The 18,832-nt window shown below is 63.8% G+C and carries 12 protein-coding genes; 8 read left to right on the top strand and 4 right to left on the bottom strand.

Features of this window, described 5'->3' with window-relative positions; genetic code table 11:
- Positions 1-40 precede the first annotated feature (40 nt).
- The 4 genes from AC731_RS19455 (at position 41) to AC731_RS05275 (ending at position 1,727) form a co-directional block, all read left to right on the top strand.
- Positions 41-199, top strand: a complete 159-nt coding sequence (locus AC731_RS19455) for an Arc family DNA-binding protein (protein ID WP_082794255.1) — start codon at positions 41-43, stop codon at positions 197-199.
- On the top strand, positions 196-930 hold the full coding sequence (locus AC731_RS05285) for a BRO-N domain-containing protein (RefSeq protein WP_048709800.1): 735 nt from the start codon (positions 196-198) through the stop codon (positions 928-930). Before AC731_RS19455 ends, AC731_RS05285 begins: the two co-directional genes overlap by 4 nt.
- Positions 927-1,211, top strand: coding sequence for a hypothetical protein (locus AC731_RS05280; RefSeq protein ID WP_048709797.1), 285 nt, complete (start codon positions 927-929; stop codon positions 1,209-1,211). Before AC731_RS05285 ends, AC731_RS05280 begins: the two co-directional genes overlap by 4 nt.
- 168 nt (positions 1,212-1,379) lie before the next feature.
- On the top strand, positions 1,380-1,727 hold the full coding sequence (locus tag AC731_RS05275; RefSeq protein WP_048709795.1) for a hypothetical protein: 348 nt from the start codon (positions 1,380-1,382) through the stop codon (positions 1,725-1,727).
- 337 nt (positions 1,728-2,064) lie between these two features.
- Here the strand turns inward: AC731_RS05275 and AC731_RS19450 are convergent, their stop codons facing one another.
- Positions 2,065-2,934, bottom strand: coding sequence for an SDH family Clp fold serine proteinase (locus tag AC731_RS19450; RefSeq protein ID WP_082794254.1), 870 nt, complete (start codon positions 2,932-2,934; stop codon positions 2,065-2,067).
- Between the two features lie 279 nt (positions 2,935-3,213).
- Between AC731_RS19450 and AC731_RS05270 the strand changes: the two genes are divergently transcribed.
- Entirely contained in the window at positions 3,214-4,917 is a 1,704-nt protein-coding gene (locus AC731_RS05270) for a hypothetical protein (protein ID WP_048709792.1), read from the top strand.
- Between the two features lie 175 nt (positions 4,918-5,092).
- Here AC731_RS05270 and AC731_RS05265 read toward each other — a convergent pair whose 3' ends face one another.
- The gene (locus AC731_RS05265) at positions 5,093-6,379 is read right to left on the bottom strand and encodes an IS1182-like element ISThu1 family transposase (RefSeq protein WP_048709925.1); all 1,287 of its coding nucleotides are present in this window, start codon (positions 6,377-6,379) and stop codon (positions 5,093-5,095) included.
- 352 nt (positions 6,380-6,731) lie between these two features.
- Here AC731_RS05265 and AC731_RS20110 point away from each other — a divergent pair, with 352 nt between their 5' ends.
- On the top strand, positions 6,732-15,461 hold the full coding sequence (locus tag AC731_RS20110) for a PLxRFG domain-containing protein (RefSeq protein ID WP_048709790.1): 8,730 nt from the start codon (positions 6,732-6,734) through the stop codon (positions 15,459-15,461).
- Between the two features lie 15 nt (positions 15,462-15,476).
- Here AC731_RS20110 and AC731_RS05255 read toward each other — a convergent pair whose 3' ends face one another.
- Positions 15,477-15,797, bottom strand: a complete 321-nt coding sequence (locus AC731_RS05255) for a hypothetical protein (protein ID WP_048709787.1) — start codon at positions 15,795-15,797, stop codon at positions 15,477-15,479.
- Between the two features lie 95 nt (positions 15,798-15,892).
- On the opposite strand from AC731_RS05255, the gene AC731_RS05250 reads away from it, so the two are divergent.
- Both AC731_RS05250 and AC731_RS05245 read left to right on the top strand, forming a co-directional pair.
- A complete protein-coding gene (locus AC731_RS05250) occupies positions 15,893-16,561 on the top strand; it encodes an SOS response-associated peptidase (protein ID WP_048709785.1) in 669 nt (222 codons plus the stop codon).
- A gap of 296 nt (positions 16,562-16,857) precedes the next feature.
- A complete protein-coding gene (locus AC731_RS05245; protein ID WP_048709782.1) occupies positions 16,858-17,946 on the top strand; it encodes an extracellular catalytic domain type 2 short-chain-length polyhydroxyalkanoate depolymerase in 1,089 nt (362 codons plus the stop codon).
- Between the two features lie 60 nt (positions 17,947-18,006).
- Here the strand turns inward: AC731_RS05245 and AC731_RS05240 are convergent, their stop codons facing one another.
- Entirely contained in the window at positions 18,007-18,819 is an 813-nt protein-coding gene (locus AC731_RS05240) for an inositol monophosphatase family protein (RefSeq protein WP_048709779.1), read from the bottom strand.
- Between the last annotated feature and the right edge of the window lie 13 nt (positions 18,820-18,832).

The following is an 18,832-nucleotide window of genomic DNA, read 5'->3' as shown; positions in this document are numbered from 1 at the left end:
AAACAGTGTCACTAATCTAATGGTGATATAGGGGCGTGAAATGGAAGAGAAACAAAACATGGCATCGATGATGCTGCGCTTGCCGGCTCCGCTGAAGGAGTGGGTCAAGAGTCGCGCCGAGAAGGCTGATCGCAGTATGAACTGGATGGTCGTCAAGCTCTTGGAGCAGGCAAGGAAAGAAGAGGAGGCGCGGCAATGAACATCACCCCCTTCAACTTCAATGGAGCACCCATCCGCGTTATCACGGACGACAACGGAGAGCCGTGGTTCATTGCAATGGAAGTGGCAGATATCCTCGACTACTCGGACGCCCACAAGATGTGCGTGCGGCTGGATGATGATGAAAAGCAAAACCGCCAAATCGGCGGTTTCGGAAATCGAGGCGTGACCATCATCAACGAGTCCGGCCTTTACTCCGCCATCCTCGGCAGCAGCAAGCAGGAAGCGAAGCCGTTCAAGCGCTGGGTCACGCACGAAGTCTTGCCCGCCATCCGCAAGACGGGTAGCTATACCGCGATGAATCCACCGCCTTCTTCTGGCCTCCCGCAGTACCGCAAGGCGCGCGCCTTGGACATGGCATCGAAGGTGGCCGAGCGGATCTGCGCCCAGTTTCCGAGCCTGAGCGAACCATCCCGTCAAGTGATTTTCGCCAAGCTCATCAACCCTGTGGCCGGCGACGAAGTAATCACCCTTCCTGTACTGGCCGAACGGCACTACACCGCTAGCGAAGTCGGCGAGCGCCTCGGCATCTCCGCCAATGCGGTCGGGCGGTTGGCGAATCAGCATGGAGTTAAGACCACGGAGCACGGGGAGTTCCGCCTGGACAAATCACCGTACTCCTCGAAACAGGTCGAGAGCTTTCATTACAACGAGCGCGGCGTTGCGAGGCTGACCGAGTTGCTCAATCCCCCGAGCGGAGGTGCGCAATGAGCAACCTGTACGACTTTGCGGGCGCGCCGCTGATCCGCCGAACGGTGAAAGGACTCAAGCTCGACGCTGCTGCACTTCCGGCAGATGTGAAGGATCGGCTGGTATGGGCAGCCATAGAGGTTGCGATTGCCTATGGCAGCTGCGACATCGAGGCATCGCACGAGTACGCAGGCGAGGCGCTTGAGCGGCTGTCCGACGCGATGAAAGGGGCCGAGTGCTATGGCGTCCCTTGCGAAACTGAGGACTTCTTCCCGATGAGGGATGGAGACCCGGACGCATGAGCGCTATCACATCGTGCGCTATCTGCAAGCCCCAAAAAGTTGCTTTCGGCCCTCTTGCACTGTCGGAGACTTGTGAGAATCTGAGTTCGGCAGCACAAAAAGGAAGCGCCCCAGCGACTGCCATCGCTGAGGCGCGGATTGCGAAACCCTCTGAACAAAGGAATTCACATGGATACGTATAGCGCAGAAGGCCCCATTGCGCAACAGATCGAGATCACCATGCCGGCTGGCGTCCGAGCGGTGTTGGTGTCCCTGAATGACGACAGCAGCTTCCGGCAGACACCGGTGCAGTACGGGAAGTCAGTTCTGAACATCCGCGAAGACCTGATGGACCACCTGAACGCGAGTCCGTATTCGGACGAGTGGCTCACCAGCCTGCGCGACTTCTTGAACGCGAAGCTCGAGGCGCGTGGCGTTGCGAGAAGGGTCGGTGGCCTCAGCATCCCGCACCCTGACGGGCGCGGCTTTGCGGTGACGACGGATTACAAGCTGATGCAGGACGTAGTCGTCCTCTGATTCGAGAAATAGTAACGCCCCGTAAGGGGCGTTTTGCACCTTCAGCCACCTAGCTGATCTCTGCAAACGGCGGAGCCATTAACGAGAGATCCGAATGCCGCCGCCTCTCGAAGTGGAAGAAATTGCCTTAATGTTGCTTGCATTAATCTGCAAGGGGAGTGCATCCCGACTTCCGAACACATTCACTGGCGGTATGTCGTAGACTCGGCGGTGAATAGCGCCAGATGCAACTAGGTCTTCAAACTGCTTTAGCATATCAATAGGAATGTTCATATGGGGCTCTTGTTCTTTGAGCATCGCTTCAATTTGCTCAACAACCGACATAACTGACCTCCATTTAGTTAATCCCGCGCCCATCTACGAATAGCGCCCAGTTTTGCCGTTGAACGTAATCTGCAATCACATCATGGTAGCTGTTCACAATTTCACGAAGATTGCGGTCGTCAGTGAAGTCTTCGATCTCAAGACGTAGTTTGGTTTGAAGGGTTTCTATCCCAATCATGCGTCCGTGTGAATGCCAAATTCCGTTGTCGCCTAGTTGTCTAGCGATTTCTTCCGCCCGCTCTTGCTTCTCCTCATGAGTTACCTCCTGCCCCATTCTATTGACGCACGTCCGATGATGAGTCCAACTCTTGAACTTGTACTGAACTAACCATTGCTTTAATAGTGAAACTGACAAATCTCTCGACTGTTCATAGCGCCTCAACAAGGCCAAGTCTTGGTTTTGAGCAATTGCAAACTCAACTGAAGAAAGCTCGTTGCGTTTTGATTTGTCGACAAATTCTGAGAACTTATCTAAATATCCAAGAGCTGGAACCCAGGTTCCATCTTTCGATTGAACCTGCGGGTCGATTGGTCCAAGTGCAGACGAGTAATCCATAAAAATCTTCTCGCCTGACATGCAAAAAATAGTTCCTGCAGACATAGCCATGTTTGGGACCAGAAAGTACACCTCTTGGTAGTACCTTCTGATCATCTCAACCATTCGCTCGACAGCTTCGACATGGCCACCTGGTGTGTTTAGAACAACAACCAAGCGATTCGTTCTGCGTTTGTCTGCAACCGTTTCGAGCTTGGCCCGAAACCAAGGCAGCCAACCTACTGCAATCTCACCGTAGTACGCGAAAATGTCGCCTTCGAAATGGCGCTCCAATTTCTCACGACGTTCGCGTAGAACGAGATTGATCGCGTCATCTAAGTGGCTCATCGCTTCTCTAAAGTTATCAACAGGATATCAACAGTTTTATACACAGAGGTCATGAACAGTTTAGCTTACTATTGACAGGCAAGAAAACATCTCTTTCGAACTTGCCGCGGGCGTCGTCCGGCTCAGGCTCACCCTTTCCCTGCAACTGCAAACCGCCATGGGCTACAAGGCACCTTGACAAGCCTTCGGGCCGTTTCTGCGGCCCCTTCGCCCCTTGTAGGGCTGGAGCCCCCTCGAAGGCACGCCGACACTCCGGGCACATAGTGCTTGGAGTGCGAGATGGCGGATCTTTTCGACGAACTGCAGATCGACTCGGCTGGCAGTGATGGCCCGAGGCAGGCAAACGCAGATCTGTTCGATGAACTCGGTATCCAACCGCCAAAGAACAAGGGCATCTCCGGTCACGCTCGAGACCTTGGCCTTTCCGCTCTGAAGGGCGCAATCGCCGTTCCCGAGGCGATCGTCGGCCTTGCCGATATTCCCACTGGCGGCCGCGTCGGAAAGTTCCTGGAGAACGAAGGTGGCTCTTTCGGCTTCCGCCCGAAGGAGGCCAAGGAGATCCTTTCCGACCTCCACACCGACCAGTTCAAGGAGCAGCAGCGCCAGTTCCAAGAGGCTGACGGCGTGCTGGACAAGACGTCCGTTGCCCTCCAGAACCCGTCGTTGATCGCCAGCGCCGTTACCGAGTCCATCGCTCCGATGCTTGCCGGCGGCGTCGCTGCGCGTGGGGTGATGGGCGCGACGAGGCTGGGCCAGATGGGCGCCAAGGGCGCCGCGGCTGCTGGTGCAATCGGGGAAGGAACGATGATGGCCGGCTCACAGGCCGAGGCCATCCGGCAGGAAACAGACGACGGTCTGCTGACGCCGACGCAGGCCGGCGCCGCCGTGGCTACCGGCGCGCTCGGTACGCTGTTCGGCTACCTCGGGGGCCGTGTTGCACAGCGCTTTGGCCTGGGCGACGTCGACACCATGATCGCCCAAGGCGCCAAGCCGCAGGCAGTTGCCGGCGAGATTGCCAAGCTGCCGGCCAAGAGCATCCCGCGTCAGGTGGTGGAGGGCGCAATCTCCGAGGGCTTCCTCGAAGAACTGCCGCAGTCGATCTCCGAGCAGATCATCCAGAACCTGGCGCTCGACAAGCCGTGGAGCGAAGGCGTCGAAGATGCGGCCGTGATGGGCACGCTCGCGGGAATGGCGATGGGCGGTGGTGCGTCGCTCTACAGCGGCATGACGCGCCCAGCGCAGCAGGCAGATGGGGCGCCGCCGGCAGCCGGCAACGAGCCGCCCGCTTCGCCGCAAGGCTTCACTCCGACCGCCGAGCGTCCGGTCATCGACGAAGCCGCGCTTGGCCGTGCCGGCGTATTCCCGCCTGCACCCGCGCCGATCATCAACGAGCGCGCGCTGGAGACTGTCACCCCGTCGCAACAGATGGGCCTCGACCCGGCTGCCGGCCCCATGTCAGCCGCCGCTGCGCTGGCCGTCGATACCGGCGCTTCCGCGACCATGCAGCAAGCGGCGCAGGCCGTTGATCCAGAAACCGGCGAGATCCTTCGGGCCGGCGCGAAGGTGGCCGAGCAGAAGCAGGCGATCGACACGCCGGAGCAGATGCGCGAGCGCCTTGCCTTCATCGAGCAGCAAGCCCGCACCAATGGCGGATGGGATCGCCGCGCGATCGAAGAGCGCGATCGGCTTCAGGCAGAGCTTGCAAAGGTTGAGCCGGTCGCCGATCAAAACACGATCAAGAGCGATCCCCTTGCTGCCGCTGGCGTAGAGCCGGCCGCGCAGGCTTCGGATCAAAACCAGACAGCCGCAGACGAGACCCCGTCCGCAGAGCAGTTCGACGTTTCCGGCCGTACGTCGGAGCAGTTGCAATACCTCTCGGCAAGCGGTCAGCCTGGATGGAAAGAAGCCGCGACGGCCGAGATCCAGCGTCGAGACGCGCAGCAACCGGCCGCAACCCCGGCTCCTTCCGCTGAGAAGGCGTGAATAAATTGCCGACGCTCGCGGCGAGCGCAATGCGAAGAGCGCGTAGGCCGAGGACCGCTTTGTCGGCGTAAGCCGCCGACGGGCCGAAGCTACCGGCGGTGCGGCCGTTTGATCAGATGGGAGCCGGCGGTGCTGCGTGGCGCAGAGCCTTTTTGGGCGGCGCCGTCGGCGTTGTTTAGTGGGCTGCTGCGGCCTCCAGGGCCGCCACCCGCATCAGGTTATGGGCAAGCGCATGCCAGAGCAGGATGGCGCGTGCCTTGACGGTGCCGCAGACATTGAACCGGTGCAGCCCGCGACGGCGCAACTGGGCATTGGCACATTCGACGCTGGCCGCGCGCGCCTTGTAGATTTCGGCAGCGTCCGCGGTGCCCATGCGGGCCCGCCACCGGGCGACGGCCGCGCTGTCACCGTCCTTGGGCAGGTGCGGGTCGATGGTTGGGTTGCGGCTGGCGGGCACCGGCACGTAGGGCTCGGTGCCCGCGGCGCTGAGCGCCGTGATGTGCTCGAGCTTGGCGAAGCCGCCGTCGGCCAGCCACTGGGCGGGCGTGCGGCCATAGCGGTTGCGCAGTTGGGTGTGCATCGGCGCCATCTGCTGCATGTCGGTACCGGCATTGGTCAGCTCGAGCGCGGCGATGATCTGGGTATCGGCATCGACGGCGAGTTGCGCATTGAAGGCGGGGCGAAAGCCGCCGTCGGCCATCTTCATCACCCGCGCCTGGCTGTCGGTGGTGCTCACGCGCGGCGCGCTGCCCGGCGGCTCGTCGTCGGGCGGCGGTGCGGCCTTGCGTTTGTCAGTCCGTCCCTTCTTCGTCTGGACCTTGTCGAGCTCGTCCAGGGTCGCCAATGCCCGGGCCAGGCGCTGCTCGCGCTCGCGCGCGGCCCGTTCCCGGGCGGCCTGCTGGCGGCGGCTGCTCGCCGCCGGATCGTCATGCAGTTCCTGCTTGAGCCGCTCGACCTGCGCACGCGCCTCTGCCAGCAGGCGGGCGAGCCGGTCGCGGCGGCGGAAGCTGGCCGCTTTGGCATGGGCGCGCACCCGCATGCCGTCCTGGGCGACGCGGTTGAGCTGAACCAACCCCCGATCGAGTAAGGCCGCTACGCTGCGCGTGAGCTGTGCGTCGAGCCAGGCGGCGTGCTCGGTGCGAAAGTCGGCCAGACTGTGATAATTGACCCCGACGCCCCCGCACAGCCAGCGGTAGGCATCGTCGCGCTCGCACAGCCGGTTCAGTTCGCGCGCCGAACCCACACCATCGATCGTCGCGTACAGCCACAGCCCCACCAGGATTGCCGGATCGATCGCCGCCCGGCCCGCGCGGCCTTCCACGGCCTTGATGCGCGCATACAGCGGCGCCAGGTCGAGCGATTGCACGAAGGCCCACACGGTGCGCGCGGCATGCCCGGGGGCAAGCAATGCATCCAGGTCGCAGGCGCGCAACTCGATCTGGTTGCGCTGCGCCGTCTGCACGCGCGGGCGTCCCTGGGGCGCATCGGCAGGTGCCGCCGCGCCTTCAGCCGGGACCGGCAAGTCGTCAAACAACGCAGCGCTACGCTGCCCCTCGGTCGGCGAATTCGGCTCGGGCTTCATGGCCTGAACGATATCCGATCTCAGCCGAGATTGATTCACACGTTCTGAGACTGCGCAGCCGGTCCTTGTCGAGCAGCCGACGCCGGCCGTCGCACAGCAAGCCGAAGCCTCCGCTCCGACTGCCGCCCCCGTCGCAGACGACCTCCGCCGTCAGTTGCAGGAAGTAGAGAGCAAGATCCTCGCTGCCGCGCCTGACGCCATGGGCGCAGGAGGTGGCGACATCCAAACGGCAATGAAGAGCCGCAAGGTTCCGGTGACGCTGAAGGCACAGCGCAAGCGCATCAAGGAGCAGCTGCAGCAGGCCAATGTGGCATTTGCCCAAGGGGTACAGTCCGTCGATGCGCCCGAACGTTTCGAAGTGGCTGCGCGAGCGCAAGAAGCGAGCGGACAGGAAGGCGAAAGGAGATTCGCCCCCGAAACCGGAACGCTCGGAATCCCCCGGGCAGAAATGCCGCAAGTGCCATCCAAGTCCCATGGCGGACTGGTCAAGCACCTGAACGCCCAAGGCATCGCGCACGAAACGACGAGCGTCGATGCGGCATCGCTCAAACCGACGCAGGCCGAGTACTCGCCGGAGAAGGTCGAGGCCGCGAAGACTGCCGCAGGCGACAGGGCTGTGATCGTCTCCAGCGACGGCCATATCGTCGACGGGCACCATCAAGCCCTGGCCGCCGCCGAACAGGGGAAGCAGGTCAAGGCCATCGTGCTTGACGCGCCGATAGACCAGGCGCTGGAGGCGGTGAAGAACTCGCCGAGCGCTCAGGCTGCAACGCCCGCAACTAGCCCGCGTAGCGAATCGGCCCAGCCCGGTGCCGAGCAGCCCGAAGTTCTTGAGTTCACGACGCTCAAGGACCGCGACGGCAACACCGTCACGGTGCGCACCGCCGACCTGTCGAGCGCCCGCGAACGCATGCCGATGTTCACGAAAGACGGCAAGCGCAAGGCGACGCATATCCACCGCGACAACCTTGATCCCACCGGCGAGAAGCAAGCCGAGGGCGCGAAGGAGATCGCCGCCAATCCGCTTTTCAACGTCATCACCGCGAAGGACGGCAAGGCGTTTGCCATCAAGGCCGCAGCCTCGCGCGAACTCAACGCGCGCGGACTGGCTGAGACGCACGAGGTTGTGCCGGCTGGAGCCGTGCAGGCCGGGATGAAGGGCTACGTGGTGCGCAAGAAGGCCGACGTTTCGAGAACTGCCGATGCAGCGCAGGGCCCGAGCGCAGCGCTTCCGGACTTCAGTGTCTTCTACAACGACGAGAACGGCGTCAGGTGGGGCATCCCGTATGCCATGCGCCAAGGCCAGCAGCCGAAGGACATCAAGCCCGAGTTCAGAGGCGACTGGGTCCGCCTGAGCGGGGCAAAGTGGTCAGGAAACCGGGATCTGATGCCTGCTGAGCAGCAGGCAATGAGCGAACGTCTGCAGCCCGGCGAGTGGGTTGATGTTGCTCAGCCGGCCGCTGCGGTGACGGAGGGCGACACGCAGACGGCAGAGGGCGGGAATGGAGCAACAGGAGATCAGGACGCCCGTCAGCCCGAAGCGTTCGTTTCAGCTCCAGACGGCTCCATCGACTTCGGTGAGATCACGCCGGAGATGGCGCTGGCGATGCGCCGACAGGCGGGGAAGATTCGGCTTCAGCGAGGTGATGACAGCTTTGGCGAGCATCACATCGAGATCCGACATGGCGACGACATTCGACGCCTTGGATTCAACGATGTTGCCAGCTTTGTTGCTGACATCGCGCGCAACATCAATCAGTTGTGGCAGCCGGGGAAAACCGCTCAACTCGTCGCGATTCACGAGCTGGCAAACGATCGTGTGATGTTCGTTGAGTTGCGCGGAGCGCAGGACGAAGGCGGCGACTATTACACCGTGCGGTCTGCCTTCCCTGCGCGGAAGGGCTTCATCAAGAACAAAGGGTGGAATCTGCTTTGGGAGGATGGCCGGGCCCAGCCATCAACCAACGCCAGCTCGTCGGCCCCGTTTGCTGAACCGGCCCAGGATATTGCTGGGGGGCCGGCCACGATCCCATCGGGCCAAAGCAGTGATGAAACTGTAGCACAACGGCCCGCTGCAGGAGACGTGCCTGATGTTCGCCGCTCGCCCGCCAGCCAGAACGCCCGCACTGCCGACGTCGAGTTCCCGCTGCAGGAGGCCCAAGCCAGCTACTCCGGCATCTCGCACAGCGGTACCAGTCGCGGCAAGGCTGACGCTGATGAATTCCATGCTTATATCGACGCGGCCCGCGACGCCGGCTTGGCTGTGGCCACCACTGCCGCGCAGAAGGCAGCCGTCGAGCAAGCAACCGCCGACCTCCGCGCCGAGTACCTGCGGCAGTACCGCCGCCTGATGAGCGTCCGCTCGGGCACCTACAGCGGCTATGTCGCGGGCCGCTCCGGCTTGAACAGCAAGCAGGCCGACAAACGCAACAGCGCCTATGACCGCGCTATCGACACCTTCGTCGCCTGGCAGAAGGCCAGCCAGGATAGCCCGCGTAAGGCCGCCATGGCTGCACGCACGCCAGAACAAATCCAGGCTGACCAGCAGGCCGCTGAATCGGCTCGCCAAGAGAAGGAGGGCCGCAAGGAGTCCCGCGATCGCAAGCTGATGGAGCGCATCCTGTCATGGAACAAGGGCGGCGAGCCGGTGGCCATCACCAAGATCGCCAACCTGGCAGGCGTGAACTACGGGAAGGACGGATACCCGACCAGTATCAAGCTGGCGCCGACCGATGGCAGCACACTGACTGACGACAAGTTCGACCTGGCCGCGCTGTTTCGCGAAAAGGGCATGAGCGTGCCTGACTCGAAGCGCCGAGTGCGCGAACTGGTGGATGCGGTGAGAGCCGAGTCTGCCGCCGACGGCGAAGCCAGCCTTTCCGCTCAGCACGAGGCGCTGATGGCGTCCGTGCGCACCGGCAAGGCCACGCCCGAGGCGTTCAAGGCATCGTTCGACCAGGTTGTCTCCAACGAGGCCGCCATCAAGGCCGAACTGAGCGCAAAGACCAAGGCCGAACTGCTGCGCGATGGCGGGCCGTACCTGCAAATGCGCTACGCCAACGAGAAGAAAGACGGCGTGGTCGACGCCGTCTATCGACAGATGATCGGCGAGTACGCACTTGGCGAGACCGTGAGCTACGGCATTGCGCGCGATAGCTACCAGAAAGCGGTGCGCCGCATGGTCGAGGCGACCGACGCCGACAAGCTGGCGCAGTACGTCCGTGACCGCGAGGCGGCCATTCGAGAGGCTGAGGTCCGCCGCACGGCGCGCGCTGAGGCAATGGCGAACCCGCAGACGCTCAACGACTACCGCAGCCTGATGAGCGAGCACATCCGGGAAGGCAAGACGCGGCATGAGGCGTTTCTGATGCTGACCCCGGAGCAGCGCATCCGCTACGACGAGCTCGAAGCAGAAGGAACGCGCGAGGCCCGCGAGGCGCGCAAGCGTGCTGCGCAAAATGAGGTTCGCGCAGCCGGCCAGACAACGGGCGGGCAGATAATCGCAACAAAGCACACGCGCGACGGGCATGACCTTTTCGTCGTGCAACTGGCCGACCGCCTGAGCAGGGAGGATTACAACACCGTGTTGGCTGGCGCAAAGCGGCTGGGCGGGCGGTATTCAACGTTCCGTGGCAACGGCGCCGTGCCCGGCTTCCAGTTCAGGACGCGCGAGGATGCAGAGGCATTCCTGAAGCTGGCGGGCGGCGACGTTGAGGCAGCGAAGGATCAGGTCGAGCAGCGCCGTGACGCATTCGCCGACGATAAGAGTCAGACCGCAGCCGAGCGCTTGGTCGAGATGGCTGACCGCATGGAGCAGGAAGCCAACGCCGAAGAGAGCCGCGATCGCAAGGCCAACACCGCGCGCCGCGCCCGCTTTGCCTCGGCGGCGCTCAACGCGGCGGCGGCACAGAAGGCAACGGCCCGGACGATGCGCAACATCGCGCAAGCGATCCAGGGCGGCAAGGCGAAGTTCCTCGATGCCGTGCGCACGCGCACGCAGGTCGATGCGCTGCTGGGCTACGTGCGCACCGCCAAGGACAATGAACTGCGCGCGAAGTACCCGAGCTACGCTGAACAGGAAAAGCGCAGGGGCGAGCCGGCGACCGCCGAGACGGCAGGCTTTGCCGAGTTCCCGAGCTACACCGCGTTCCGCTCCGATCTTGCGATGCTCGGCCGCCAGATGCTAGAGATCGACGGCACGAAGAAGCTCGGCCAGAAGCTGATGAGCGTGGCCGATGACGTGACTGACGCCTATCTTGAGTTCGCCCGAAATAACATCCGTGCGGTGTCGCAGTTCGGGCGCGGTGACGCGCTGGCCGAGTTCGCCAGCCGCGATGACGCCGAGCGCGCCATCCGCAGGAGTGGATTGGTCGGCAAGGCCATCGTGCTGCCGGTCAAGCGCGGCCAGAACCGCGTCATCCTGAGTCCGTCCGAAGCGATGAGCCGAAAGGTGTGGGCGGGCGATGGTGACAAGCGCATCACCTTGTCGGGCGAGTTCGGCAAGGAGCTGGTGGAAGCCATCGGGCGCCGCGGCAACAAGGCCAACGGCCTTTCCGTGCCGTGGCAGTTCCAGAACGCCTACGACCGCCGCAAGCTTCTTTCCCGAATCGGCATCGAGACGCCGAGCGAGTTCCGTTCGGCGCTGCGGGAGGTGATCGGACTGCAAGAAACCGCCGTGGCCAACAAGGTCCGCGAGATGGAGCTCGCGATGGTCGGGCGCCGCGCGGACGGGCTGGACTTCTTCCCGACGCCGGCTGAGATCGCCGACCAAATGGTCGAGGCGGCGGACATCACGCCCGACATGGCAGTGCTTGAGCCAAGCGCCGGCATGGGGCACATCGCCGACCGCATCCGGGAGGCGGGTGCAGAGCCGGACGTGGTGGAGATTTCCGCCGATCGCCGCGAACTACTGGAGGAAAAGGGCTACCACGTCGCCGAAGTGAACGACTTCATGAACATGGAGCCGCGCAGCTTCTTCACCTACGGCGACATCTTCCGCGCGCCTGATGGCAAGCAAGGCGTCTTGCGTGGCCTAGGGGGCATGGGCAGCCAGCGCGTTCGACTCGAAGACGAACAGGGCAATCGTCTTGGGCTGTACAACCGTGACGAGGTTGTAGGGGTGGCGCATCGCGGATCGTGGAGCGGCTACGACCGCATCATCATGAACCCGCCTTTCAGCGACCGCCGCGACGCCGAGCATGTGCAGCACGCATTCACGCTGCTGCGCCCTGGCGGCCGGATCGTGGCGATCATGGGCGAAGGGGTCTTCTTCGGTCAGGACAAGCGTGCACAAGACTTCCGCGACTGGCTCGAATCCGTTGGCGGCACGTCGGAGAAGCTGCCCGAAGGCTCGTTCATGGACCCCGCCCTTCCTGTGCAGACGGGCGTCAATGCGCGCATGGTGGTGATCGACCGCCCGGCCGTTGATGGCGGGGACCGGCAGCCGGGAGATGCTGACCCTGAAGTGGCCTTCTCGGCGACCTCCCTGCGCGATCGCAACGCACTGCTGACCGGTATCACCGAGAAGGGGCTCGTCCGGGCGATGCGCCTGCAGTTCGGCGAACTGTCGGAGGTTACGCAGAAGATGCTGGAGCGTGGCCGTGCCGGCAAGCGTGGCGGCGCCGTCGTCATCAACACCGCGGACATGCGTGAAGTTGGCCGGATCGTGGCCGAGAAGACCGGCCGCGACCTCGACTCGACGATGCGCAAGTTCTCTACGGCCGGTGTCGTCAACGGCTTCTACGATCCCAAGTCGGGCCTGACCTTCCTTGTCGGCCCGAACCTGAATCCTGTCACCGCAACCGCAGTGCTGCTGCATGAGGTGATGCACGGCCAGCAGCGCCAGAAGATCGACCAGCGCGCGATGGAAATGGTGCGCGGCCGGCAGTCGCTGAAAGACCCGGCGATGCGCGCCTTCTTCGATCGCGTAGCGCGTCGCATGGCAATGGCCGGCGAATCGAACAAGGCGTCTGAGGCATCCGCCTACATCGTCGAGCAGGCTGTGATCGAAGGCCGGAGCGCGGGCTACCAGTTCGCCGACAATGCCTTCGTGCAGTGGGCTGACAAGACGCTCGGGAAGCGTATCGGCGACTTCCTGCGCTCGTTCCTTGGCATGGTCCGCACCTGGGCGCTGCGCAACGGCCTGGGGGCGAAGACCATGACCGTCGACGACTTCGTCGGCTACGCAATGGCTGGGCTGGATAAAGCCGCCACTGGCGAGGTGCGTGGGCGCTCTGTGACGGTTTCTGCAAGCATGGCGCAAGACGAGCAGTCGCAGGACGTCCAGTTCAGCCGCGCCAGCATGAAAGGCGCCCAGGCTCTCGCCAAGAACATCGGCGACGGCCTGAAGTCAATCACCGTCCACGACGTGAAGAGGGCCGGCAAGCACAAGCTGACCGACTGGTTGAAGCTGGGTCTGCAGTTCCTTGGCCGCCGGCAACTGGTCGACGTCTATGGCGACGTGCTGCCGCTGGCCGAGTACGACCGCCTCGCCGCGCAGATGGAGGCCGACAAGAACGATGTCGGTGCATCCGCCGATGATCTCGCGCGCCGCTGGGGCAAGCTGCCTGACGAGGGCAAGCTGGCCGAACTGATGCACGACGCGACTCTGGCGCAGATCGACGCGGATGAGGCAGTCGAGTACATGCCGGGCGACGATCTGCCCAAGACCCGCATGCTCAAGGCGCAATTTGCGCAACTCTCGCCGGAGGCGCAGAAGGTCTATCGGGAGGCTCGCGACCACTACCGCAAGCATCATGCGGAGGTGCGGCAGGCCATCACCGATCGGATCATGCGCAGCGAACTCCGAGAAGAGCGGCGTGCGGAGCTCCTGAAGCGCATGGATGACGACTTTTTCAAGTCGATCAAGGGCGTGTACTTCCCGCTCGCCCGCTTCGGGCAGTACGTCGTGGTGACGAAGGACGAAAACGGCAAGGTTGCGAGCGTGTCGCGCGCCGAGACGATGGCCGAGGCGGAAGCCATGCGTCAGGAGATGGTCAAGGCGTTCCCGGCGAAGGACGGGTATCAGGTCGGGCGCGTCATTCTGAGCAAGGAGTTCATCGCTGGACGAGACATGGTCGGGCGCGGCTTCATGTCCGAACTGTTCAACGCGCTCGATGAGCAGCAGCTTGATCCTCGCGTGATGGCTGAACTGGAAGACACGCTGGGCCAACTCTACTTGTCGTCGTTGCCCGATCTGTCGTGGGCGAAGCACGGCATCCACCGCAAGGGTACGCCCGGCTTCAGCCAGGATGCCCGCCGGGCCTTCGCGCAAAACACCTTCCACGGCGCGCGCTACCTTGCCAAGCTGCGGTACGGCGATCAGATGCAGGCCGAGCTCGAGCGCATGCAGAAGCACGTCGACGAGATGAGCGCGCTTGAGGACTTCGACCAGCCTGCGGCGCAGCGTGTCGTTGATGAAATGAACAAGCGCCACGAAGCGATGATGAACCCGAAGAGCAACCCGCTCTCGACGGCGCTGACCAGCTTCGGTTTCGTCTACTACTTGGGCATTTCGCCGGCCGCCGCGGTTGTGAACCTGTCGCAGACGCCGCTCGTCGCCTACCCGGTGCTGGGTGCTAAGTGGGGATTCAGGAAGGCTGGCACCGCCCTGATGACGGCCTCGAAGGAAACGATGGAGGGCAAGAACGATCTTCGCTCGCGCCTGAAGAACGAGGATGAGATCGCCGCCTACGATGAGGCGGTGCGAACTGGGGTGATCGACGTGACCATGGCGCACGACCTCGCCGGCATCGCCCAGGGCGAGGACGCCAAGGTAATGTGGAAGATCCGCCCGGTAATGCGCGCCGCGAGCTTCCTGTTCCACCATGCAGAGCGCTTCAACCGGCAGGCTACATTCCTGGCTGCCTACCGTCTTGCGCGGGATGCCGGGGCGAAGCACGACACGGCCTACGCGCAGGCGGTGAAGGCGACCTACGACGGACACTTCGACTACTCGGCCGGCAACCGGCCGCGGGTTATGCAGGGCAACGTCGCCAAGGTTGTGCTGCTGTTCAAGCAATACGCGCAGAACATGATCTACACGATCGCGCGCAATGCCTACCAATCGGTCAAGGGCGAGTCGCCCGAGGTGAGGCGCGAGGCGCGCAAGGTCTTTGCCTCGCTGATGACCATGCACGCGGCCGCGGCCGGCGTGCTGGGCCTGCCGATGGTTGGCACGCTTCTGGCGCTGGCCTCTGCGCTGGGTGGAAGCGACGATGAGCCGTGGGACGCCGAGGTTGCCTTGCGCAACATGCTGGCAGACGCCTTTGGGCCGAAAGCCTCCGAGGTGATCGCCCGCGGCTTCTCGCGTCTGACGCCGTGGGACGTCTCCGGGCGCGTGGGTTTGGACAAGCTGCTGCTGCCGGACGTGAATGAGAGCCTGGAGGGTCAGCGCTGGGCCGAAGCCTTCGCCACGGCCATGCTTGGCCCGGTGATCGGCATGGGCGTGAATGCGGCCAAGGGCGCGCAAAAGATGTCAGACGGCGATTACGCCCGCGGCTTGGAGGACATGCTGCCGATCTTCGCGCGCAACCCGATCAAGGCATACCGCCAGTACAGCGAAGGTGAAGTCGACCGGACTGGCGTGGTCATCAAGGACGAGGTGAGCTTGGCCGGCGTGCTCGGGCAGGCGTCCGGCTTCTCGCCCTCCGAGATCCGCCTTGCCTTCGAGGGTCGTAGCGCGCTGATGAGCGCGGATCGACGGCTCAACGAGCGCCGCCAGGACTTGGTTACGCAGTTTGCGCGCGCCGCGATGGAGCAGGACCAGGGCGGCATGGTCGAGGCACGTAGCGCGATCGCCGAATTCAACAAGGTCAATCCAGGCCGCCGTATCACTCCGCCGCAGTTGTGGCAGAGCGTGCGCAATCGAGAGCGCCGAATCATCGAGGCAGAGGAGGGGGTGTACCTGCCGCGCACGCGGCGCGACGTGCTCGATGTGGGCAGGTTTGCGGAAGCCCTGTGAAGTGAGCGACCTAGGCTAGGGAGACCAGTTCCAGCGCTTCAGTCCATCGTTGCCGATGACCTGATCAAGGGGCGTGACCTCCCACTCCTGCAGCACGGCGCAGCCGCGGTACTCCTCGAACCCACGGATGAGCATGCCGCCGACGCCCGCTTGAACGGCGACCACGCGAGCGTCGTGGAGCACGTATGTCGGGCCGGTGTTCGACAGCGGCTGATGGAGCTCAAAACTGCGGGCAGCCGATCGCAGATCACCTACGGCTTCGTGCTCGGGCAGATCCGCCTGGTGGTCCGGAATACGGCGGCCGCCTTGGCGAAGGCGGCGGATGCGAACGAACATGAGTCGTCTGTATGAACTGTACGAAATTACAGTTTATACGTGCCGGTTTGAGCGGTGTAGTGTGTCGCAGCACCGGATTACCTGAGGAGGATGCGATGTGCGGTCGCTATGCCCTGTATGGCCCTCAGTCGCGCCTGCGAGGCCAGTTTGGCGTCGAGCCCGCTGACCTTGAGGAGCGCTTTAACATTGCGCCGTCGCAGGATGCGCCGATTGTGCGCTGTGGCGCCGATGGAGCGCGCGAATTGATAGCCGCACGCTGGGGCTTGCTGCCGTCCTGGGTGAAGGAGCCCGGCAAACTGGCTCAACCCATCAACGCGAAGGTCGAGACTGCGGGCGAGAAGCCGATGTTCAGACATGCGTTCAAGCGGTCGCGCGCTCTCGTACCGGCGTCAGGTTTCTATGAGTGGGTGCCGGTCGCCGGATACAAGCAGCCTTACTTCATCAGGCCCAGCGGCGGCGAGGCCCTGTTCGGCTTCGGAGGTCTTCTCGAGCACTGGGAAGGGCCAGAGGGATTTGTCCTCACCTTCGCGATTCTTACAACTGCTGCGAACGATCTGATGCGGCCGATCCATGATCGAATGCCGGTCATCATCCGGCCCAAGGACTACGCAGCCTGGCTGGATCCCGAGATCACGGACGCGAATCTGGTGCGGGAGTTGGCGAACGAATATCCGTCAGCGGACATGGAGGTCTATCCGGTGGGGCGAGCGGTGGGAAATCCGCGGGCGCAGGGGCCGGAGTTAGTTCGACCCGTCCAAGCGTAGATCTCCGTTCGCGCTGCAGGCTGCCAGCGTAGTGATTGGCGTAACTTCGTAAAGCGTCAGCTGCAGATTGATTAGGATTATTGATGAAAGCGCTGCTGCATCATGGGCGTGTGGGCGCTGATCTCGGCTTCGCTCAGTTCGTGGGGCTTGGGGTGGGGCGTCAATGCAACCTCTTGATCGGGGAGCGGGCGGCTGCGTCGGGCGGCCAGCCCGGTCGTGGTCGAAACCCGCGGAGTTTACGCATGCAGGCGCGCTTGTGCATCTGTCGTGCACGAATTCGGGTTCTGGAGTCGAGGATGAAGCGTCGAATCGGAGTGAGCGGCTGGCTGCAGCATGTGGCGCTCGGCATGGTCTGCCTCTTGTCCGGCACGACGGTGTCGGCGCAAGCCTTGCCAGCGCTGGGGGCGGACGCGGCAACGGTGACCGTCTCCGGCGTCTCGTCGGGGGCTTACATGGCGGTGCAGCTCCAGGTGGCGCACTCGAGCCTGGTCAGGGGCGCCGGCGTGATCGCCGGCGGACCCTACGACTGCGCCGAAGGCAGCATGTGGCGTGCGCTCGGCGACTGCATGGCGCCGCGGACGCCCGACCGGGTGCCCAGTGCGGACGCCACGGTGGCGCGCATCGAAGCGTGGGCACGTGCCGGGCGCATCGACGATCCGGTCGGACTGGCGGACGACCGGGTGTGGGTGCTTTCGGGCAGTGCGGACCGCACGGTCGAGCGGCCGGTGGTCGATAGCCTGGTCACCTTCTATCGCCGCCGGCTGGCGGATGAGGCCGTGCGCTACGTGCGGCACGAGGGCGCGGGTCACGCGATGATCTCGATCGCGGATCCGGCGGCGAATGCATGCGATACGTCCGCACCGCCCTTCATCAACCGCTGTGGCGAGCTGGATGCGGCGGGCGCGTTGCTGGCGCATCTGTATGGGCCCTTGGCGCCGCGGGTTGCTCGGGCCGGCGGCGAGGTGATCGCATTCGAGCAGCGCGAATTCGCCGTCGTCCCGCCGATCGAGCTGAGCATGGCGGCGCAAGGCTACGCCTACGTTCCGCAGGCCTGCCGCGAGGGCGGCTGCAGGCTCCACGTTGCGCTGCATGGCTGCCGTCAGGGGGAGGGCGAGATCGGCAGGCGCTTCGTCGAACGTGCGGGCTATAACGAATGGGCCGACACCAATCGTATCGTGGTGCTCTACCCGCAGGTCGCGGCGCGCAGCGGACTGGCGTGGGGGTCGTGGCGCTGGGTGTACAACCCGAAAGGCTGCTGGGACTGGTGGGGCTACAGCGGGCCGACGTACGCGACCCGGGACGGCGGACAGGTTCGCGCCATCCGGGCCATGATCGACCGCCTCACCGCGCCTGCAGCGGTGGAACCGGGGCGCGCTGCGCGATGAACCGGCAGGGTGGGGCGCGAGAGCTCGCCCCACCCGGCTTGTTGGATGACGATGGACCAGTCAGGCCTGAATGTTGGCCGGACGGTAGGCCTGGATGATCGGCAGCAGCTGGCCGAAGATCTTCGGCGTGCCGGCGACCACGTTGCCGGTGGCCATGAAGTCCGCTTCGCCCGACAGATCGGACACGAGCCCGCCCGCTTCCTGGATCAGCAGCACGCCGGCTGCCATATCCCACGGCGACAGGCCCATTTCCCAGAAGCCGTCGAGGCGGCCGCAGGCGACATAGGCCAGGTCGAGCGAGGCTGCGCCCGGGCGACGGATGCCGGCGGTCTTCTGCGTGAGTTCCTTGAACATCGCGAGATAGGCATCGACGTTGTCGAACTGGCGGAAGGGAAAGCCGGTGCCGATCAGCGAATCGTTGAGGCGGGTGCGGCGCGACACGCGGATGCGGCGGTCGTTGAGGAATGCGCCGCTGCCGCGCGAGGCGGTGAACAGCTCGTTGGTGCAGGGGTCGTAGACCACCGCATGCTCGAGGGCGCCGTTCTTGGTCTGGGCGATCGAGATGGCGTACTGCGGAAAACCGTGGATGAAGTTGGTCGTGCCGTCGAGCGGATCGATGATCCAGTTGAACTCGCTCTCCTGGCCATTGAGCGGGCCGGATTCGCCCGACTCCTCTGCTAGAATCCCGTGCCCCGGAAAGGCGTCACGCAGGACTTCGATGATCGCCTGCTCGGCGGCGCGATCGACTTCGGTGACGAAATCGTTGGGCGACTTGCTCTGGACGGTGAGCAGGTCGAGCTGGGTCGAGGCGCGGTTGATGACGGTCGCGGCGCGACGGGCGGCCTTGACGGCGATGTTCAGGGTGGGATGCATGCGGAGCGGTCTC

Origin of the sequence: Thauera humireducens, assembly GCF_001051995.2 — a bacterium.
GTDB lineage: Bacteria > Pseudomonadota > Gammaproteobacteria > Burkholderiales > Rhodocyclaceae > Thauera > Thauera humireducens.
Note: the sequence above shows the minus strand (reverse complement) of the source record. Positions and strands in the feature narration are given on the sequence as shown.